Source organism: Arthrobacter cheniae, assembly GCF_003602275.1.
In the GTDB taxonomy this organism is placed as follows: Bacteria; Actinomycetota; Actinomycetes; order Actinomycetales; family Micrococcaceae; genus Arthrobacter_D; species Arthrobacter_D cheniae.
This window is the reverse complement of sequence record NZ_QZVT01000011.1, coordinates 78,385-96,899: the sequence shown is the minus strand read 5'-3', so window position 1 is coordinate 96,899 and position 18,515 is coordinate 78,385. Positions and strand designations below refer to the sequence as shown.

Here is an 18,515-nt window from a genome sequence, read left to right as displayed (position 1 = left end):
CCAGCTGGTGACGAATTTGTCGAGGCCTTCGGTTTCGAGTTTGTCGACGATTTCGTCGTAGGAGATGCCGATCGCGTCGAGCTGGTTGAGGATTTCGTTGGATTCGGTGTAGGTGCCGGTGATGGTGTCGCCCTCGACGACGCCGTGGTCGGCGGTGGCCTCGAGGGTCTTCTCGGGCATGGTGTTCACGACGTTCGCGGCGACGAGCCCGGTGACGTAGAGGGTGTCGGGGAGGTTGGGGTCCTTGACGCCGGTCGAGGCCCAGAGGGGACGCTGGGCATTCGCGCCGGCGGTCTTGAGGACCTGCCAGCGTTCGGTGGAGAACTGCTCCTCGAAGATCTGGTAGGCCAGGCGTGCGTTGGCCAGGCCTGCCTTGCCCTTGAGGGCGGTGGCCTCGTCGGTGCCGATCTTATCGAGCCGTGCATCGATCTCGGCGTCGACGCGGGAGACGAAGAACGAGGCGACGGACTGGATCTTGGTCAGGTCGTGGCCGTTGTCCCTGGCCTGCTCGAGGCCGGTCAGGTAGGCGTTGATCACGGCACGGTAGCGCTCGAGGGAGAAGATCAGGGTGACGTTGACGCTGATGCCCGCGGCCAGGGTCGAGGAGATGGCCTCCAGGCCCTCGAGGGTCGCGGGGATCTTGATGAGCACGTTGGTGCGCTGGACCTTCGCGTGGAGGCGCTTGGCCTCGGCGATGGTGCCCTGGGTGTCGCGTGAGAGGCGGGGATCGACCTCGATCGAGACCCGGCCGTCGGCGCCGTTGGTGCGCTTGGCCTCGGCGGCGAAGATATCGCACGCCTGGGCGACGTCGTGGGTGGTGATGTCGAACACGGCCTGGTCGACGTCGGCGCCGGCCTCGGCGAGGGCTCCGACCTGGGAGGCGTAGGACTCGCCCTTCTTCAACGCCGCGGCGAAGATACTCGGGTTGGTCGTCACACCGACGACATCGAGGTCCTCGATGAGGTGCTTGAACTCACCGGAATTGATGCGCTCCCTCGAGAGGTCATCGAGCCAGATGGATACGCCGGCGGCCGAAAGATCAGCTGTGGGTGTTGTCATGATGTACTCCTTGTCCGCTCAACGCGGAGAAATATACGCGGAAGAAAGGTAACGAATATGTGTGGCTGAAGAAATGTACTGAAGAAGTGTGCTGAGAGTTATGGCTGGAGGGTGCATTGGAGAGTGCGGGACTCGTCCCGCACTCTCCAATGCACCTGTCCCCGCACCGGTAGTTGCAGTGCGATGCTCCTGCAACTACCGGTGCGGTGCTTCTGCTGTCAGTGCTGCTGGTGTTAGAGCTGGTCGCCGGTTTCGGTGGCTTGGTGGCCGGAGGCCATGGCGGGTGTGCCGTTGGGTGCCAGGGGGTCGGTGGTGGTGGCTTCGATGGAGTCCTTGGCGGCTTGGACGACGGCGTCGGCGGTGATGCCGAACTCGCGGTAGAGGGTTTTGTAGTCCGCGGAGGCACCGAAGTGTTCCAGGGACACGCTGCGTCCGGCGTCGCCGACGATGCCTTGCCAGCTCTGGGAGACACCGGCCTCGACGGACACGCGGGCCCGGACGGTGCGCGGCAGGACACTGTTGCGGTAGGCGGCGTCCTGGGCGTTGAACCATTCCAGGCACGGCATCGACACGACGCGGGCGCTGATGCCCTGGGCTTCGAGGGTTTCGCGGGCCTCGACGGCGAGCTGGACCTCGGAACCGGTGCCGATGAGGATGACGTCGGGGGTGTCGGTGCTGGCCTCGGCGAGCACGTATCCGCCCCGGGCGACGCCCTCGGCGGAACCGAACGTGGTTCCGGTCGCCGGACCGTCACCGCGCTCATACACGGGGATGTTCTGGCGTGTCAGCACGATCCCGGCGGGGTTCTGGGTGTTCTCCAGGATCGTCCGCCAGGCCACGGCGACCTCGTTCGCGTCACCGGGGCGGACGACGTCGAGCCCGGGAATGGTCCGCAGCGACGCGAGCTGCTCCACCGGCTGGTGGGTCGGCCCGTCCTCGCCCAACCCGATCGAGTCATGGGACCACACATAGATCGCCGGAACACCCATCAGCGCACCCAGGCGCACCGCGGGCTTCTGGTAGTCGCTGAAGATCAAAAACGTCCCCGAGAACGCCCGGGTGCTGCTGTGCATCACGATGCCGTTGACGATCGCCGCCGCGGCGTGCTCGCGGATACCGAAGTGCAGCACCCGCCCGTACGGGTTGCCCTTCCACGACGCGGTCTGACGGCTCTCGGGAATGAACGACGCCGCTCCCTCGATGGTCGTGTTGTTCGACTCCGCCAGATCAGCGCTGCCACCCCACAGCTCAGGCAGGACCGGGCCGATCGCGGTCAGGACCTTCCCCGACGCCGCACGGGTCGAAAGGTCCTTACCGGCCTCAAACGACGGCAGGCTCGCATCCCAGCCCGCCGGCAGGGTCCGTGCCTGGATACGCTCCAGCACGGCCGCTTCCTCGGCGTGCGAGGCCTGCCACGCATCGAAGCCCTCCTGCCAGGCCGCGTGCGCCTGAGCGCCGCGCTGCACCACACCGCGTGCGTGCTCCAGGACCTCCGGATCGACCTCGAAGTGCTTCTCCGGGTCAAAGCCCAACACTTCCTTCAACGCCGCGACCTCGTCCTTGCCCAGGGCCGAACCGTGGATCTTGCCCGTGTTCTGCTTCTTCGGCGCCGGATACCCGATGATCGTGCGCAACGACACGATCGAGGGCTTCGAGGTCTCGGCCTTCGCCGCGACCAGAGCCGAATACAGCTCCGCGACGTCCTCGACATACTTCCCGGTCTTCGTCCAGTCCACCCGCTGGGTATGCCACCCGTACGCCTCGTACCGCTTCAGGACATCCTCGGTGAACGCGACATCGGTGTCGTCCTCGATGGAAATATGGTTCTCGTCATAGATCACCACAAGATTCCCGAGCTCCTGATGCCCGGCCAGCGACGACGCCTCCGACGTCACACCCTCCTGAAGATCACCATCGGAGGCAATCACCCAGATCGTGTGATCAAAAGGACTCGTCCCCGCCGCAGCCTCGGGATCGAACATCCCCCGCTGCCGGCGCTGCCCATAGGCGAACCCCACCGCCGTCGCCAAACCCTGACCCAACGGACCCGTGGTGATCTCCACACCCTTGGTATGCCGGTACTCAGGATGACCCGGCGTCAGCGAACCCCACGTCCGCAACGCCTTCAAATCATCCAACTCCAACCCATACCCCGACAGGAACAACTGGATATACAACGTCAACGACGTATGACCCGGAGAAAGAACAAAACGATCACGACCGGTCCACTCCGGATCCGACGGATCATGACGCAACAACTTCTGAAACAAAACATACGCAGCCGGCGCCAAACTCATCGCCGTCCCCGGATGCCCATTCCCCACCTTCTCCACCGCATCCGCGGCCAGAACACGAACCGTATCAACCGCCCTCTGATCAAGCTCGGTCCAGGTCAGTGTTGGGTCCTCGGTGAGCGTCGCATTTGCTGTCGGATTCACGATTTATCTCCTTTGATTTCGGTCATCGGGCCTCTAGCGGCCGTACGGATGCTTTGTGGCTGGTATCCATGATGGTGAATCAAACGGGTAGGGGTAACACTGTTTTCTGACGGTTCTGCCTACCCTTAAGGGTTGGAAGCTACGTCTACTCAGATACACTGACACGATGAGTGCCGCAACCGACCATCCCCTGACGGAAGTATTCGGTCACACCCCAGACCTGCCGTGGCCGTTCCTGCAGGCCGTAGCGGCTCTGGCCGATGCTCCCCTCACCGACATCGCGGAGCGACTGCGTGAGGCGATATCTCCCTACCTCGCAACCAGCGCATTGGTCATCTTCACCGAGGAGTGCACTGGGCGCCCCCGAAAGAAGGCGGGTGAGGAGGAAATCATCTCCCGAGTCTCGATCGCCGAACTCGATGCACTCCGCTCAGCCCTTTCGGACGAGGAATCTTTCTTCGGCGAAGCCGAGCTCGCCGGTCGACCTCGCCCCGTACTTGCCCTGATACACACCTCCAGCCGCGCCCTTCTCGTCCTCACGGATCCTCGCTCCGTCGATCCGAAGCGCGAAGTGGGAATGGACGTGGTGTCCTATCTGTGGCGCATTGCCGCCCAACGGATCCATGAGAAAGTAGCTGACGCGCCGCCGTCCTTCCTGCTGGAATCACGGGCAGCCTCAGCTGAACGAGTCCGCGTGACGGCGGAACTGACCGATCTACACTCCACGACCCTGGAGACACTCCTGGCTGCTCTGCGATCATCCTCCCTCGACGATGCGGCAGCCCGCTCCACCGTCACCGACCTCACAGCCAAAGCCCTGATCGGGATCCGCACTCTCAGCGACCGTACGACGGACCTCATAGAGCAGCCCGTCGCGACAACTTTCGAGCGCCTGCGGGAGGACCTGCGACCGCTGACGCGCTTCAGCGGAATCAAGGTCGAGTTCGTCGAACCGCCGCTCAACGGAAGGGCCCTTCCCGGCGAAGTCGCCCACGCGGCGCGGGCCATCGTCCGAGGACTTGTGCTGGCCATGGTGGAGCAGCCCGACGTCAGCCGAGTACGAATCCATTGGGACTGCGATGGCGAAAACCTTCTTATCAACGTACGCGACGACGGCGGCGGTGCACTTGCAGCCGACTCGCCCAATATCAGCCGCTTGGATCGCCGGGTACAGGCGCTCACCGGACACCTGCAGATCGATGTCATGCCTGGTTGGGGTGCAGACGTCTTCGTCACGCTCCCGCTGGACCTACCGGCGCGTCCGGCAGGGGATGTCGCTGAGTGGAACCTCGCAGCGCGAGAACTCGAAGTGCTTCAGCACCTCGTCTCCGGAGAACGCAACCGCACGATCGCCTCACTACTGGGTATCAGCGAGAACACCGTCAAGTTCCATGTGCGGAACCTGTTCAAGAAGCTCGACGTAGGCTCACGCACAGAGGCCATCGCCCTGGCGCATAGCAACGGGCTTCGCTGACGGAATGACGACCGGTTGCACCGGACTGGCATGGAGCCCTGAATCAGTGGTTCGATGACTTGGCTGACTTACGGTGGGGGATCTTCGGGCACGACGTGGCAGCGGTTTCGGCCTCCGAGGCGGTAATGCGCGTCCTTCTATGACGCGATCTAGCCGAACAGGACCGCGGCTTCGTCGTAGCGCTCTTGCGGAACGGATTTCAGCTGACCCAACGCCTCCTCGAAGCTCACTCGTAGAATTTCAGTGCCTCTCAGGGCGACCATGGTGCCCCAGGAGTCCTCGACGACGGCGTCAATAGCGGCCATGCCGAGCCGAGTGGCAAGGACACGGTCGAAGGCGGAGGGCACACCGCCGCGTTGGATGTAGCCCAAGGTGGTTGCACGGGTTTCGATGGTGGTCCGGGTCTCGAGCTCCTGCGCCAGTTTGTCCGCGATTCCGCCGAGCCTCGGGCGGCCGAAAGTATCCAGCCCCCGCGGAGAGTGTGGTGATTCCAGGTGCTCTGGAACAAACCCTTCTGCAACTACTACCAGCGGCGCACGGCCGCGGGCGTTGGCCTGGGTGACCCACTGGGCTATCTGCTCAACGCTGACTTTCTGTTCCGGGATGAGGATGGCGTGGGCGCCCGCCGCCATGCCGGCATGCAGGGCGATCCAGCCGACGTGACGGCCCATCACCTCGACGACCATGCACCGGTGATGTGATTCGCCGGTAGTGCGCAGCCGGTCGATCGCCTCCGTGGCGATCTGCACAGCGGTATCGAAACCGAAGGTGTAATCCGTCGCATCGAGGTCGTTGTCCACCGTCTTCGGTACGCCCACAATCTTCAATCCGACGTCGGTGAGACGATTCGCTGCAGCCAGGGTTCCCTCACCGCCGATGGCAATGATCGCATCGATACCCAACCGGACCAGGTGAGCTTCGATGACTTCGGGACCACCGCCGTTGTCGAAGGGATTGGTGCGGGAGGTGCCGAGGATCGTGCCGCCCTGCTTGGCGATACCACGAACCATGGTGCGGGAGATGTCGATGACGTCACCCTGCACCACACCACGCCAGCCGTCACGGAAACCCACGAATTCGTGTCCGTGCACAGTAATGCCCTTCAATACCGCGCCGCGGACAACAGCGTTCAGTCCGGGGCAATCACCGCCGCTGGTAAGGATTCCGATTTTCACGTATGTACTCAGATCATGGGAGGGAATTGCAGGGACAAGGTGGCGTCATGAGAGAAGAAATGCGTTTCGAGTGCCGAGATCTCCCGCGTCATTGCGATTTCCGCAGTGACGACACGGACGGTGTAGCAGGACGGAGGCTAGGCGGGCGCCCACGTTGCGAGTACCGACATTGCCTCCTCGACGATGTCTGTAGCTGGGAGGGACGGCCGGTGGACGCCGGCCATCTGCTCCATGACCCGCACCACCTGGCAGCTGTAGCCGAACTCGTTGTCGTACCAGACGTAGAGAACAAGATTGCGGTCCGTGGAAACGGTAGCAAGGCCGTCCACGATGCCGGTACGACGGGAACCGACGAAATCCGAGGAAACCACTTCGGGCGAGTCGATGTAGTCGATCTGCTTGCGCAGGCCGGAGTGCAGCGACATTTCTCGAAGAAAATTGTTGACTGCGTCCTTGGTTGTCGCGTTCTCCAGGCCGAGATGCAGGATGGCCAGGGATACGTCCGGAGTGGGCACTCGGATGGAGCTACCGGTGAGCTTGCCCAGTAGTTCGGGCAGAGCTTTCGCGGCTGCTTCGGCTGCACCTGTTTCGGTGATCACCATGTTCAGCGGAGCGGACCGCCCACGACGATCACCCTTGTGGAAGTTGTCGATCAGGTTCTGGTCATTCGTATAGGAGTGGATGGTTTCCACATGGCCGTGTACCACGCCGAACCTCTCGTGAATGGCCTTCAGGACCGGGGTGATGGCGTTCGTCGTGCAGGACGCAGCGGAGATGATCCGATCCGTGTCCTCGATCGTGCGGTGGTTGATGCCGTGGACGATGTTCTTCAGATCACCTTCGCCTGGTGCGGTCAGGAGCACCCGAGCGACACCTCTGCTTCTCAAATGTTGGGACAGACCCTCGGCGTCGCGCCAGCGGCCGGTGTTATCGACCACCAGGGCGTTGTTGATGCCGTATGCGGTGTAGTCGATGGCGGCGGGGTCATCCGAGTAGATGATCTGGATCTGCACGCCGTTGGCCGTGATGGTGTTGGCATGGTCATCGATTCGGATAGTGCCGTCGAAGGGGCCATGGATCGAATCGCGCCGCAAGAGACTTGCCCGTTTGGCGAGGTCGTTGTCGGATCCTCGGCGAACGACGACGGCGCGCAAGCGTAGTCCATTACCACCACTGGCCTTCTCGATCAGGAGACGGGCCAGCAGCCTCCCGATCCGACCGAAGCCGTAGAGCACGACATCGGTGCCGGTACCGTCGCCATCGCCGCGCCTCCCTAGTATGCCGGCGAGCTCGGCACGAAGGAACTCCTCCAGGTCGGCTTCGTTGCCCTCGTCCCTGAACTTCTGGTGCAGGCGCGCGATATCTATCGCGGCCGAGCCGAGGTCGAGCTTCGCCAGGATGTTCAGTAGCGGGGCAGTCTCCTCCAAGGCCAATTCATCCCCACTGATCCGGCGCGCGAATCGGTGCGCCTTGAGGATATGCATGGTGGATTTGTTGGTCAGACTCCGACCATGAATGCTCACAACCACGTTGTTCTCGCGGTACAGCCGGCCGATCACCGGGATCATGGCCTCGGCGAGAGCTTCGCGGCCCATCCACGTATCGAGATAGGGGTCTGGTGTCTGTAGCATCGATTGCTCTCCTAAGGAGGGTCGGTCTGTTGACGAGCATCTGGGCACCCACTCCAGCGATGCGGACACTGACATCAGCTGCTCATCGATGAGTACTGCGGTCGTGTTCGCAATTTCCTCGACACCGGGCGTTGCTGCCACGTGGTTCGTTGCTTCGGAGGCAGGTTCCACCGGATCGTCGTTGGCGTCCGCTGCTCGAAGGTGGGCTCAGTGCTCATCGTCCCGCCGAGTCCGGGTAGTGAAAACGCTGTTTCGGGATGGTTTCGACCACCCTTTCGGGCAGCAGAGGGTGGTGGTGTATGCCGCGGGGCGGGTGTTGGGGGTGGGTGCGGGGTGGGTGTTGGGGGTGCGGGGTNACTCATCGCCGTCCCCGGATGCCCATTCCCCACCTTCTCCACCGCATCCGCGGCCAGAACACGAACCGTATCAACCGCCCTCTGATCAAGCTCGGTCCAGGTCAATTCCTGCTGTTGCGTCTGTGGCACGTTTCCGGGCCCCTCTCTGTCCGGAACGGCCATCTAGCTGTTGACGGGAAATGCCTCCAGGCACGCCGTCAGGCTGGCCGTTCACCATTGAATCCTGCAAAGTTCGGCTCCGACCGGAGACAGCACTGAGCCCGGGTGACTCATTCCGGGCATGCTTCCACAGTGGGCTTTCAAACCACACTATCCCTTCGGGCCTGCGTTGGGCCGTGGGAGTCGAAGAATGTCGTTCCTCACACCAGGACATTGCGCGGGACGCGTAACGACTCCCCATTGTCGGTTCAGTGCCTTCCATCGCTGCCGCCGCCATAGGGCGGCGGCAGCGAAGGGGAACGAGGGAGCGGACGTCGGCGCGGGCGATCACGACGACGGCGGCGGCGGAAGCGGAAAGGGCTCCGATTTCTACACGGTGTAAAAGGGTATGATGGGCACTGTCTTTTACTCCGGAAGAAACGAAAGTGTTGCCTTGTGAAGACCCAGCAGGTTCCTGCTCCGGCGCGTTCCCCGCAGGCCCGTCAGGGTTTCGGACGCAAAGCGAAGGCATACCTCGCTCTGACGAAGCCCCGCGTGATCGAGCTTCTCCTGGTGACCACTCTTCCCACCATGATCTTCGCCCAGGGCGGGTTCCCTCCGCTCGGCCTGATTCTCGCGACGATGGTCGGCGGAGCGTTTGCCGCCGGTAGCGCAGGAGCCTTCAACTGCTACATCGACCGTGACATCGACAAGCTGATGCACCGGACCGAGAACCGGCCGCTCGTCACGGGTGAGGTCACGCCCCGTGAAGCCCTCGTCTTCTCCTGGATCCTCGGCATCGTCGCGATCGGGGTGCTCTGGTTCGGAGCGAATCCGCTGGCGGGCATGCTCGGGATCGCCGCCATCTTCCTGTACGTAGTCGTGTACACCCTGGTGCTCAAGCGCCGCACCTCCCAGAACATAGTCTGGGGCGGGGCCGCAGGGTGCATGCCCGTCCTCATCGCCTGGGCCTCGGTCACGAACTCGGTGGACTGGCCCGCCGTCGTGCTGTTCCTCATCATCTTCCTGTGGACACCGCCGCACTACTGGCCGCTTTCCATGAAGTACAGCGACGATTACAACGCGGCCAACGTGCCGATGCTCGGCGCCATCGCCGGCGCGCGCGTCGTCTCGGTCCAGGTGGTCCTCTACGCGTGGGCGATGGCAGCATGCTCACTCCTGCTGATCCCCGCCGGGGCCGGCTGGGTCTACTCCGTTGCCGCCGTCATCGGTGGTGCGTGGTTCATCCGCGAGTCCCATCGCCTGTACTCCCTCGCGCAGCAGGGCGAGCTGACCAACAAGGCCGCCATGAAGGTCTTCCACGGGTCCATCAGTTACCTGACGGTCCTCTTCCTGGCCCTGGCCGTCGACCCGTTCGTCGGATCGGCAGTTCTGCCCTGATCCCGACGGCCGGGGCAGGTCCGACAGCGAGCGAGCGCCGGGGGACCGCTGTTCCCCTAGGCTGGCAGTCATGGACTTCACCGGCCTGATCGCCTACCCCGTCACACCCTTCCATGAGGACGGTTCCGTTTCGCACGGGGACCTCCACAACCACATCGAGGGTCTCGCGGCTGCGGACGTCGACGCGATCACGGTCCTCGGATCCTCGGGCAGCTTCGCCTACCTCGACCGGGGGGAACGCGCGGAGGTCGCGAGGACCGCGATCGACGCCGTCGCCGGCCGGGTGCCGGTTGCTGTGGGTATCAGCTCCGTCGGCACCCGGGAGGTACTCGAGGCGGCCGTCGACGCCGAAGCGGCGGGCGCTGCGGGACTCGTGCTCTCTCCTGTCTCCTACGTACCCCTTACGGATGACGAGGTACTGGCTCAGGTGCGCGCGGTCTGCGCCGCGACGGACCTTCCGATCTGCCTGTACAACAACCCGGGTACCACCCAGTTCGACTATTCCCTGCAGGTGGTCGCCGAACTCGCCGCCATCCCCCAGGTGGTCGCCTTCAAGGACACGGCGCCAGACGCGCAGACCTTCAACGCACGGCACCGCGAGTTGGAGGCCCTCGTTCCCGGCCCCTTCAGCCACGGGGTGAGTGGTGACGTCCTCATGCTGACGGGCGAGGTTCCGGCTGATGCGTGGCACAGCGGCCCGGCCGCGATCCTCCCGAAGTACTACGCGCGCCTGCGCCTTGCCGTCGTCGCCGGGGACCAGCGCGAGGTGGACCGCGTGCGGCACGTCCTCGGTCCACTGGTGGACCACGTCACGGGCCTGAGGAAGATCAGCGGTCTCCATCTGCTGGCGCGGGCCTGCGGGATCGCTGCCGGTGATCCGAGGCCTCCGCTGCTGCCGAGCCCGGGGTCCGAGTTGCGCGAGCTGGGCCGCCTCCTCGATGTGCTCGAGACCGAGTTCGACGACGACTGAGCGATTCGATTTCGTTACCACCGGCCCTGATGGCGGCGCGAGTGGCGTGGGCGTCATGAGCCTAGGCGACGGCCTGCGGGAGCCTTGATTGCGCGGTACTGCCGGGAAGGGTCCTCCGCGTGGTCCCCGTGTAGTGCGCGTGGATCGCCGCCGACATGAGCAGCGACGCCCCGAGCATGTGCAGCGCCACGAGGACGACCGGCAGGTGCAGGAAGTGCTGGGTATAGCCGATGGCTCCCTGGGCGAGCACGACGGCGGCCAGCAGGAGGAGCGCCCTGCGCAGCTTCCCCTCGACCTGGGCGCGGTAGGCGACGACGACGGCGAGCGCCACCGTGGCCACGAGCAGGTAGACCGGTAGCGCGTGGAGCCGTGTCATGAGATCGGAGTCGAGCCCGTTCCGGGCGGCGCCCTGGTCTCCTGCGTGTGGCCCGGATCCCGTCACGATCACGCCGAGGACGACGGCGACCGACGTCAGCACGGTCGAGGTGACGAGGAGCTGCCGCAGCAGGGGAGGGGCGGCCGGTGCGCGACGGAGCCGGTACTGCTCCGTGGACAGGCGGGCGCGATCGACGAGGACGGTCGCGAGCGCCACGAGGATCATCGAGACGATGAAGTGGAGTCCCACGACCCACGGGTTCAGGCCGGTCCACACGGTGATGCCGCCGATGACGGCCTGCGCCGGGATGCCGAGGAAGAGTCCGACGGACAGGCGGAACAGGTCCTTGCGCTCCCGCCGCAGGCCCAGCACGGACACGATCATGGCGACCGCGATGATGACGAGCACGAAGGTCAGGAGCCGGTTGCCGAACTCGATCACGCCGTGGAAGCCCATCTCGGGCGTGGTCACGATCGACTCCGGCGTGCAGCGCGGCCATTCCGGGCACCCTAGCCCCGAGGCCGTGAGCCGCACCGCACCGCCGGTCACGACGATGGCGATCTGCGAGACCAGGGACGCGATGGCCAGGCGGCGCACGAGTGGCGCGGTCGTCCGGGGTAGAGCGTCGGTAAATCGGGAGAGCGCGGGAAGGGTCATGTCGTCAGCTCCATTTGAACCAGCGGATGGCCGCCAGGCTAGCGAGGGAGGCCCAGGCGAGAAGCACGAGGCACGCGATGGGATCGAGGACGCCGTCCAGCAGGGCGCTCCGCAGGCCGTCGCCGAGAGCAGCGGACGGCAGGACGGAGATGAGCGGCTCGACGGCGGTGGGAAGGCCCGATGCCGGGATGAGGATTCCTCCGGCGGCGGCGAGGAGTATCCACACCAGGTTGGTGACGGCGAGTGTGGCCTCCGGGCGGAGGGTGCCGGCCACCAGGAGACCCAGTGCGGTGAAGGCAGCGGATCCGACGAGCAGCAGGAGTGCCGCCGGCAGAATACCCTCGGGCCGGGGGGACCATCCAAGCAGCACGGCCGCACCACCGATCACCACGAGCTGGACGGCCAGGACCGCGACGACGGCTACCGCCTTGCCGAGGATCAGTCCGGATCGGCCGAGTGGTGTCGTGGACAGGAAGCGGAGGACGCCGTATCGCCGGTCGAAGCCCGTGGCGATACCCTGGCCGGTGAAGGCCGTCGACATGGTGCACAGGGCGAGTACGCCGGGCGCCGCGATGTCGATGCGGCTGGGTCCATGAGCGTCCAGCAGCGGAGTGATCACCAGGGCCGCGAGTGCCAGGAGCGGCAGGACGATAGCGAGCACCAGTTGCTCCCCGTTGCGGAGCATCGCCAGGGATTCGTACGCGCCTTGGCGCAGGATGCGCGCGGGCAGGCCGGCAGCAGATCCACTCGTCGCCCTCGACGGCGACGTAACCGCTGCGCCCTGCGTACCGGACGTCGCCCTCATCGGATGCTCCGTCCGGAGATGTCGAGGAAGACGTCCTCGAGGGAGCGGGGGGCCAGGGAGATGGTCGTGGGCATGACTCCGCATGCGGCCCACCACTGGGCGAGGTGTGCTACGTCGGAAGCGGTGAGTTCTCCGCGAAGGACGTACTGCCCGGGCTCCGATTCGAGCTGGCGCAGGTGGGGGAGGAGCTCGGGCGGGAGCGTGAGCCCGGGCACCGTGTCGAACCGCAGCTCGCGCACGCCGTCGGAGTCCTTGTCCGCCGTGAGCTCGGCGACCGTACCCTCTGCGACGGTCCGGCCACCTTCGACGATGTACACGTAGTCGGCAAGTCTCTGCGCGTCGTCGAGCAGGTGCGTCGTGAGGATCACAGCGAGTCCGTCGGCTCGGAGCTCACGGATGAGGTCGAACACGATGGTGCGGGACTGCGGGTCGAGTCCGGCGCTCGGCTCGTCGAGGAACACGACCTCCGGCCGACCCACGAGGGCGCAGGCGAGGGCCAGCCGCTGTTTCTGCCCGCCGGAGAGCCGCCGGATGGAGACGGCGCCGAATTCGTCGAGGCCGAGCCGTTCGGCGAGGGCGTCGACGGGCAGGGGGGCGCTGTACATGGACGCGACATGGCGGAGAAGGGCGAGCGGGCGCACCGACGGCGGGAGTCCGCCGTCCTGCAGCATGACTCCGACGCGCGCCCGGAGGTGCGGCGATGCCCGGTAAGGGTCCTCGCCGAGAAGGCGCACGAGCCCGCCGTTGGCACGCTGCAGTCCCTGTGCGCACTCGAGGGTCGTCGTCTTGCCTGCTCCGTTCGCGCCCAGCAGCACGGTGACCGCTCCGTGCAGGGCACGGAGGTTCACGCCGTCGAGCACACGCATCATCCGGCCGTCGAGGGCGCCGACGGGGCCGAAATCCTTGATCAGGCCATCGATCTCGAGGGCAGGGGCGGTAGTCGGCACGCCATGATTCTACGTCAGGTAGTAGTCCATCGAAGGGTGCCTGATGGGTAGCCTCGCCTAAGTGGTGTGACGGAATACATTACGTCATGCTTATGTTGTGTATTTTGTCGCCAACGGAAGGATCGGACTGTGACCGCAACACCGCATGCCGCCGTTGCGCCCTCCGGTGGCGTCCTGGCCCATAGCGCGCCGGAACCTGAACTGACAGCGCAGATCGTCTCCCCCGACCCCGACGAGCGCACGCGTGACCGCGTGCTGTCGGCGGTCCTCGAGCGCGGTCCGGTGAGTGCTGCCGAGCTCGGCGACCGCCTCGGATTCACACCGGCCGCCATGCGCCGCCACCTGGATGCGTTGTCTCATGACGGGCTCATCGAGGTCAAGCGGGTCCGGAGTTCCGCGACCGGCGCCGGTCGCCCGGCCCGTCGCTACGTCCTCAGCCGACGCGGACAGACCAAAATGGGAAACGACTACCTCGATATCGCCATAGCCGCCCTGAGCCAGCTCGGCGAAGCTGCAGGTCCCGAGGCCATCGAGGAATTCGCCCGCATACGCTTCTCCGGAATGGAGGAGCGCTACCGTCCCCTCGTCGAGGCCGCAGGCCCGGATGTGGAGGCGCGTGCACGTGCCCTCGCAGGGGCCCTGAGCACGGACGGCTTCGTCGGGTCCACCAAGACCGTCGGACTTCCCCAGGGACGCGGAGCCCGTACCGCCCCACATGCCATCCGATCCGCGATGCCCAGCGTCCAGCTCTGCCAGGGACACTGCCCCATCCAGGGACTGGCCTCCGCCTTCCCTGCGTTCTGCGAGCAGGAGACCGGCGTGTTCGCCCGCCTGCTCGGCGTCGACGTCCGCCGCCTCTCCACCTTGGCCGGTGGCGGTCACGTCTGCACGACCCACATACCCCTGGGACGGACGACGGCGGCTCACGCCGCACCGGCCAGCCCGGACGCTCCCGGGAACGCCGCTCAACCGGCCGCCCCTGAAGCCGCGCCGCCCAGCACACCAGCAACGTTATCCATCCATCAGCAAGGAAGGCCATGATGACGGATCAAGTAGACCGCAAGCCAGCCGCGTCGGCAGTGCCGGAGTCGGTGATCAGCGACATTCTGGAGAAGAACCCGGAGCTCGAGGGCATCGGCACCTACCAGTACGGCTGGGCCGATAAGAACGAGGTCAGCGACAACGCGCGCCGTGGCCTGAGCGAGGACGTCGTCCGCGACATCTCCGCGAAGAAGAACGAGCCCCAGTGGATGCTCGATCTCCGGCTCAAGGGCCTCAAGTACTTCGACCGCAAGCCCATGCCCGCCTGGGGTGCAGACCTCTCCGGGATCGACTTCGACAACATCAAGTACTTCGTGCGCTCGACGGAGAAGCAGGCCAACACGTGGGAGGACCTCCCCGAGGACATCCGCAACACGTACGAGAAGCTCGGCATCCCCGAGGCGGAGCGTGCGCGCCTCGTCTCAGGCGTCGCGGCGCAGTACGAGTCCGAGGTGGTGTATCACCAGCTCCGCGAGGACCTCGAGCGCCAGGGCGTCATCTTCCTCGACACGGATACCGCACTGCGTGAGCACCCGGAGATCTTCAAGGAGTACTTCGGCTCGATCATCCCCGTGGGCGACAACAAGTTCGCGTCGCTGAACACGGCTGTCTGGTCCGGCGGATCCTTCGTCTACGTCCCCAAGGGCGTCCACGTCGAGATCCCCCTGCAGGCCTACTTCCGCATCAACACCGAGAACATGGGCCAGTTCGAGCGCACGCTGATCATCGCGGACGAGGACTCCTACGTGCACTACATCGAGGGCTGCACCGCCCCGATCTACACGTCGGACTCCCTGCACTCGGCCGTCGTCGAGATCGTGGTCAAGAAGGGCGCCCGCGTCCGGTACACCACCATCCAGAACTGGTCGAACAACGTGTACAACCTCGTTACCAAGCGTGCGATCGCACACGAGGGCGCGACGATGGAGTGGATCGACGGCAACATCGGTTCGAAGGTCACCATGAAGTACCCGGCCGTCTACCTCGTGGGGGAGCACGCCAAGGGCGAAACGCTGTCCATCGCCTTCGCAGGCGAGGGACAGCACCAGGACACCGGATCGAAGATGGTGCACATCGCACCCAACACCAAGTCCTCGATCGTCTCGAAGTCTGTCGCTCGCGGCGGCGGTCGGGCCGCCTACCGCGGACTCGTCCAGATACGCGAGGGTGCGAAACACTCCGCGAACACGGTCCGTTGCGACGCGCTCCTGGTGGATACGATCTCGCGATCGGATACGTACCCGTACGTGGACATCCGTGAGGACGATGTCACCATGGGCCACGAGGCCACCGTCTCGCGCGTCAGCGAGGAGCAGCTGTTCTACCTCATGTCCCGCGGGCTTCCCGAGGACGAAGCCATGGCCATGATCGTGCGCGGCTTCATCGAGCCGATCGCACGTGAACTGCCCATGGAGTACGCGCTCGAGCTGAACCGGCTGATCGAACTGCAGATGGAAGGGGCCGTAGGCTAGCGATGGCTGAAACCACCCACACGGAATTCACGCCCAACACCGCACCCGAGGGCGAGGTCACCGATCTCGGTGACCTCGACGAGAAGGCCCGCCTCGGTGCACCGTCAGGGGCCATCGACAGGTCGGCTGCGATCGACGGCTTCACGGAGCAGGGCGAAAGTCTCTCCGCGCAGAACGCCGGCAGCGAGCAGCTCGGCCTGAAGAAGCACAGCCACGGCAACGCGCCCGTAGTTCCCGAGGCGTCCCGGGGAGAGCGTCGCAGGTCCTTCGACCTCGCCGACTTCCCGACGCTCACGGGGCTCGAGGAGGACTGGCGTTTCACGCCGCTCAAGCGTCTCCGCGGCCTGCACACCGAGGAACTGAACGGCTCAGCCCCGTCGATCGAGGTCACGGGTGCGGGCAATGTCACCGTCGAGACCGTCGGTCGTGGTGACGCCCGCCTGGGAGCGTCGGCGACCCCCGAGGATCGCGTGTCCGCAGCAGCGTGGCACACCTTTACCGAAGCCACGGTCATCACCATTCCGAAGGAGACGGTGGCCGACGGCGAGGTCATGGTCAGCGTCACGGGCACGCACGCCGAGGCAGCTGCCCAGCACATCCTGATCACGGCCGAGGCATTCTCCAAGGCCGTGGTGGTCATCGACCACCACGGGTCTGCCACACTCGCGCAGAACGTCGAGATCGTCGTCGGTGACGGCGCGGATCTCACGGTCGTCAGCGTCCAGGAGTGGGACGACGACGCCGTACACGTCTCCTCGCAGCAGGCGAAGATCGGCCGCGACGCGCGCTACAAGCACGTCGTCGTCAGCCTCGGCGGTGACCTCGTGCGCCTCACGCCGTCGTCGATCTTCACCGCTCCCGGTGCCGAGGTCGAGATGTACGGACTGTATTTCGCCGACGCCGGCCAGCACCTCGAGCAGCGCCTCCTGGTGGATCACGCCGTACCGAACTGCAAGTCCCGCGTGACCTACAAGGGAGCGTTGCAGGGTGCGGGCGCGCACACTGTCTGGGTGGGTGACGTCCTCATCCGCAAAGCGGCCGAAGGCACGGACACCTACGAGACCAACCGCAACCTCATCCTGACGGACGGCGCGCGCGCGGACTCCGTCCCGAACCTCGAGATCGAGACGGGTCTCATCGAAGGTGCGGGCCACGCCAGTGCCACCGGCCGGTTCGACGACGAGCACCTCTTCTACCTGATGGCCCGCGGCATCCCCGAGGTGACCGCTCGCCGGCTCGTGGTGCGAGGGTTCCTCAACGAGGTCATCCAGCAGATCAAGGTGCCCTCCCTCGAGGAGCGGCTGTCCGAATCGGTGGAGCGCGAGCTCGCCGCAGGCAACCTCTGATGTCGGTGGAACCCCGCGGCGAGCTGATCTGCAACGTCGACGACATCGAGGTCAAGCAGGCTCTGCGCGTCCTCATCGACGACTACCCCGTCGTCGTCGTCCGCGATTCCGACGGGCAGATCCACGCGCTGGGAGACACCTGTTCCCACGCGGACATCTCGCTCTCGGAGGGCGACGTCGAGGGCTGTGCGATCGAATGCTGGGGCCATGGTTCCCAGTTCGACCTCCGCAGCGGTGCGCCGCTGCAGCTCCCGGCGTACGAGCCGGTCCCGGTATTCGCCCTCGAGATCCATGACGGCAACGTCTACGTCGATGTCTCGAATGTCACCAACGGAGCGCCGGCACCGCAGTTCGGCTGACCGCCGCCGCACACGCACTTCCTGCACACTTCCTGCACAGCAGGCGAAGGAGAAAGAACACGATGTCCACACTTGAAATCAAGGACCTGCACGTCAGCATCGACACCGAGCAGGGCAATGTCCCTATCCTCAAGGGCGTCACGCTGACGATCAACACCGGTGAGACGCACGCGATCATGGGCCCCAACGGCTCCGGCAAGTCGACCCTCGCCTCGACCATCGCCGGCCACCCCCGCTACAAGGTCGACGGCGGAACCATCACCCTCGACGGTGAGGACGTCCTGTCGATGAGCGTCGACGAGCGCGCACGGGCAGGCCTGTTCCTGGCCATGCAGTACCCCGTCGAGGTGCCCGGCGTGACCATGACGAACTTCCTCCGTACGGCCAAGACCGCGCTCGACGGCGAGGCGCCGAGCCTGCGTCACTGGACCAAGGACGTGAAGACGGCAATGGCGCAGCTGCGTATCGACGCCGACTTCGCCCAGCGCAACGTCAACGAGGGCTTCTCGGGCGGTGAGAAGAAGCGCGTCGAGATCCTGCAGCTGGAACTCTTCCGACCGCGCTTCGCCATTCTCGACGAAACCGACTCCGGACTCGACGTCGACGCACTCAAGGTCGTCTCCGAGGGCGTCAACCGCGAGCACTCGAAGGGCGAGATGGGCACGCTGCTAATCACGCACTACACGCGTATCCTCCGCTACATCAAGCCTGACTTCGTCCACGTGTTCGTCGCCGGGCGGATCGCCGAGCAGGGCGGGCCCGAACTCGCAGACCAGCTCGAGGCAGAGGGCTACGATCGGTTCACGGCGCAGACTCCGGTCGAAGCCTAGGACCACTCCGATTTCCCGGTCTTCGCTGCCGGGACGCTCG

The 18,515-nt window shown here is 65.2% G+C and carries 15 protein-coding genes and 1 pseudogene; 8 read left to right on the top strand and 8 right to left on the bottom strand.

Annotated elements, in window-relative coordinates:
• The coding region (gene tal, locus D6T63_RS16490) for a transaldolase (protein ID WP_120150146.1) at positions 1-1,059 on the bottom strand (1,059 nt) is incomplete at its 3' end.
• A gap of 233 nt (positions 1,060-1,292) precedes the next feature.
• Positions 1,293-3,497 (bottom strand): transketolase, encoded by a 2,205-nt coding sequence (gene tkt, locus D6T63_RS16485; protein ID WP_120150145.1) that lies wholly within the window; start codon positions 3,495-3,497, stop codon positions 1,293-1,295.
• Between the two features lie 166 nt (positions 3,498-3,663).
• Between tkt and D6T63_RS16480 the strand changes: the two genes are divergently transcribed.
• Positions 3,664-4,971 (top strand): helix-turn-helix transcriptional regulator, encoded by a 1,308-nt coding sequence (locus tag D6T63_RS16480; RefSeq protein ID WP_120150144.1) that lies wholly within the window; start codon positions 3,664-3,666, stop codon positions 4,969-4,971.
• Between the two features lie 149 nt (positions 4,972-5,120).
• Here D6T63_RS16480 and D6T63_RS16475 read toward each other — a convergent pair whose 3' ends face one another.
• From D6T63_RS16475 to D6T63_RS20265, 3 genes and pseudogenes are all read right to left on the bottom strand, one after another.
• Positions 5,121-6,146: an ATP-dependent 6-phosphofructokinase gene (locus tag D6T63_RS16475; RefSeq protein ID WP_120150143.1), complete on the bottom strand. Its 1,026-nt coding sequence runs from the start codon at positions 6,144-6,146 to the stop codon at positions 5,121-5,123.
• Positions 6,147-6,283: 137 nt separating this feature from the next.
• On the bottom strand, positions 6,284-7,777 hold the full coding sequence (locus D6T63_RS16470; RefSeq protein WP_120150142.1) for a glyceraldehyde-3-phosphate dehydrogenase: 1,494 nt from the start codon (positions 7,775-7,777) through the stop codon (positions 6,284-6,286).
• A 356-nt stretch (positions 7,778-8,133) separates the two neighbouring features.
• Positions 8,134-8,295, bottom strand: a pseudogene (locus D6T63_RS20265) (hypothetical protein); the annotation flags it as partial.
• Between the two features lie 432 nt (positions 8,296-8,727).
• Between D6T63_RS20265 and D6T63_RS16460 the strand changes: the two are divergent.
• Positions 8,728-9,672, top strand: coding sequence for a heme o synthase (locus D6T63_RS16460; RefSeq protein ID WP_120150141.1), 945 nt, complete (start codon positions 8,728-8,730; stop codon positions 9,670-9,672).
• A 70-nt stretch (positions 9,673-9,742) separates the two neighbouring features.
• On the top strand, positions 9,743-10,642 hold the full coding sequence (locus D6T63_RS16455; RefSeq protein WP_120150140.1) for a dihydrodipicolinate synthase family protein: 900 nt from the start codon (positions 9,743-9,745) through the stop codon (positions 10,640-10,642).
• A 61-nt stretch (positions 10,643-10,703) separates the two neighbouring features.
• On the opposite strand, the gene D6T63_RS16450 is transcribed toward D6T63_RS16455, so the two are convergent.
• From D6T63_RS16450 to D6T63_RS16440, 3 genes are read right to left on the bottom strand one after another with little or no spacing between them, the layout of a single operon-like run.
• Positions 10,704-11,675 (bottom strand): COX15/CtaA family protein, encoded by a 972-nt coding sequence (locus D6T63_RS16450; protein WP_120150139.1) that lies wholly within the window; start codon positions 11,673-11,675, stop codon positions 10,704-10,706.
• 4 nt (positions 11,676-11,679) lie between these two features.
• On the bottom strand, positions 11,680-12,480 hold the full coding sequence (locus D6T63_RS16445; protein WP_120150138.1) for an ABC transporter permease: 801 nt from the start codon (positions 12,478-12,480) through the stop codon (positions 11,680-11,682).
• A complete protein-coding gene (locus D6T63_RS16440) occupies positions 12,477-13,427 on the bottom strand; it encodes an ABC transporter ATP-binding protein (RefSeq protein WP_235830814.1) in 951 nt (316 codons plus the stop codon). The genes D6T63_RS16445 and D6T63_RS16440 overlap by 4 nt, the downstream gene beginning before the upstream one ends.
• 129 nt (positions 13,428-13,556) lie before the next feature.
• Here D6T63_RS16440 and D6T63_RS16435 point away from each other — a divergent pair, with 129 nt between their 5' ends.
• From D6T63_RS16435 to sufC, 5 genes are all read left to right on the top strand, one after another.
• Entirely contained in the window at positions 13,557-14,468 is a 912-nt protein-coding gene (locus D6T63_RS16435; RefSeq protein ID WP_407923757.1) for a helix-turn-helix transcriptional regulator, read from the top strand.
• Positions 14,468-15,940 (top strand): Fe-S cluster assembly protein SufB, encoded by a 1,473-nt coding sequence (sufB, locus tag D6T63_RS16430; protein ID WP_120150137.1) that lies wholly within the window; start codon positions 14,468-14,470, stop codon positions 15,938-15,940. Before D6T63_RS16435 ends, sufB begins: the two co-directional genes overlap by 1 nt.
• 2 nt (positions 15,941-15,942) lie before the next feature.
• Positions 15,943-17,286, top strand: a complete 1,344-nt coding sequence (gene sufD, locus D6T63_RS16425; protein WP_120150136.1) for a Fe-S cluster assembly protein SufD — start codon at positions 15,943-15,945, stop codon at positions 17,284-17,286.
• Entirely contained in the window at positions 17,286-17,645 is a 360-nt protein-coding gene (locus D6T63_RS16420) for a non-heme iron oxygenase ferredoxin subunit (RefSeq protein WP_120150135.1), read from the top strand. Before sufD ends, D6T63_RS16420 begins: the two co-directional genes overlap by 1 nt.
• Before the next feature lie 62 nt (positions 17,646-17,707).
• Complete coding sequence (gene sufC, locus D6T63_RS16415) at positions 17,708-18,475, top strand: Fe-S cluster assembly ATPase SufC (protein ID WP_120150134.1); 768 nt, start codon at positions 17,708-17,710, stop codon at positions 18,473-18,475.
• Positions 18,476-18,515 lie beyond the last annotated feature (40 nt).

Coding starts and splice junctions, on each gene's coding strand:
- D6T63_RS16455 (WP_120150140.1), top strand. CDS start 9,743: ATGGACTTCACCGGCCTGATCGCCTACCCCGTCACACCCTTCCATGAG.
- D6T63_RS16480 (WP_120150144.1), top strand. CDS start 3,664: ATGAGTGCCGCAACCGACCATCCCCTGACGGAAGTATTCGGTCACACC.
- sufC (WP_120150134.1), top strand. CDS start 17,708: ATGTCCACACTTGAAATCAAGGACCTGCACGTCAGCATCGACACCGAG.
- sufB (WP_120150137.1), top strand. CDS start 14,468: ATGACGGATCAAGTAGACCGCAAGCCAGCCGCGTCGGCAGTGCCGGAG.
- D6T63_RS16420 (WP_120150135.1), top strand. CDS start 17,286: ATGTCGGTGGAACCCCGCGGCGAGCTGATCTGCAACGTCGACGACATC.
- D6T63_RS16450 (WP_120150139.1), bottom strand. CDS start 11,675: ATGACCCTTCCCGCGCTCTCCCGATTTACCGACGCTCTACCCCGGACG.
- sufD (WP_120150136.1), top strand. CDS start 15,943: ATGGCTGAAACCACCCACACGGAATTCACGCCCAACACCGCACCCGAG.
- D6T63_RS16470 (WP_120150142.1), bottom strand. CDS start 7,777: ATGCTACAGACACCAGACCCCTATCTCGATACGTGGATGGGCCGCGAA.
- D6T63_RS16445 (WP_120150138.1), bottom strand. CDS start 12,480: ATGAGGGCGACGTCCGGTACGCAGGGCGCAGCGGTTACGTCGCCGTCG.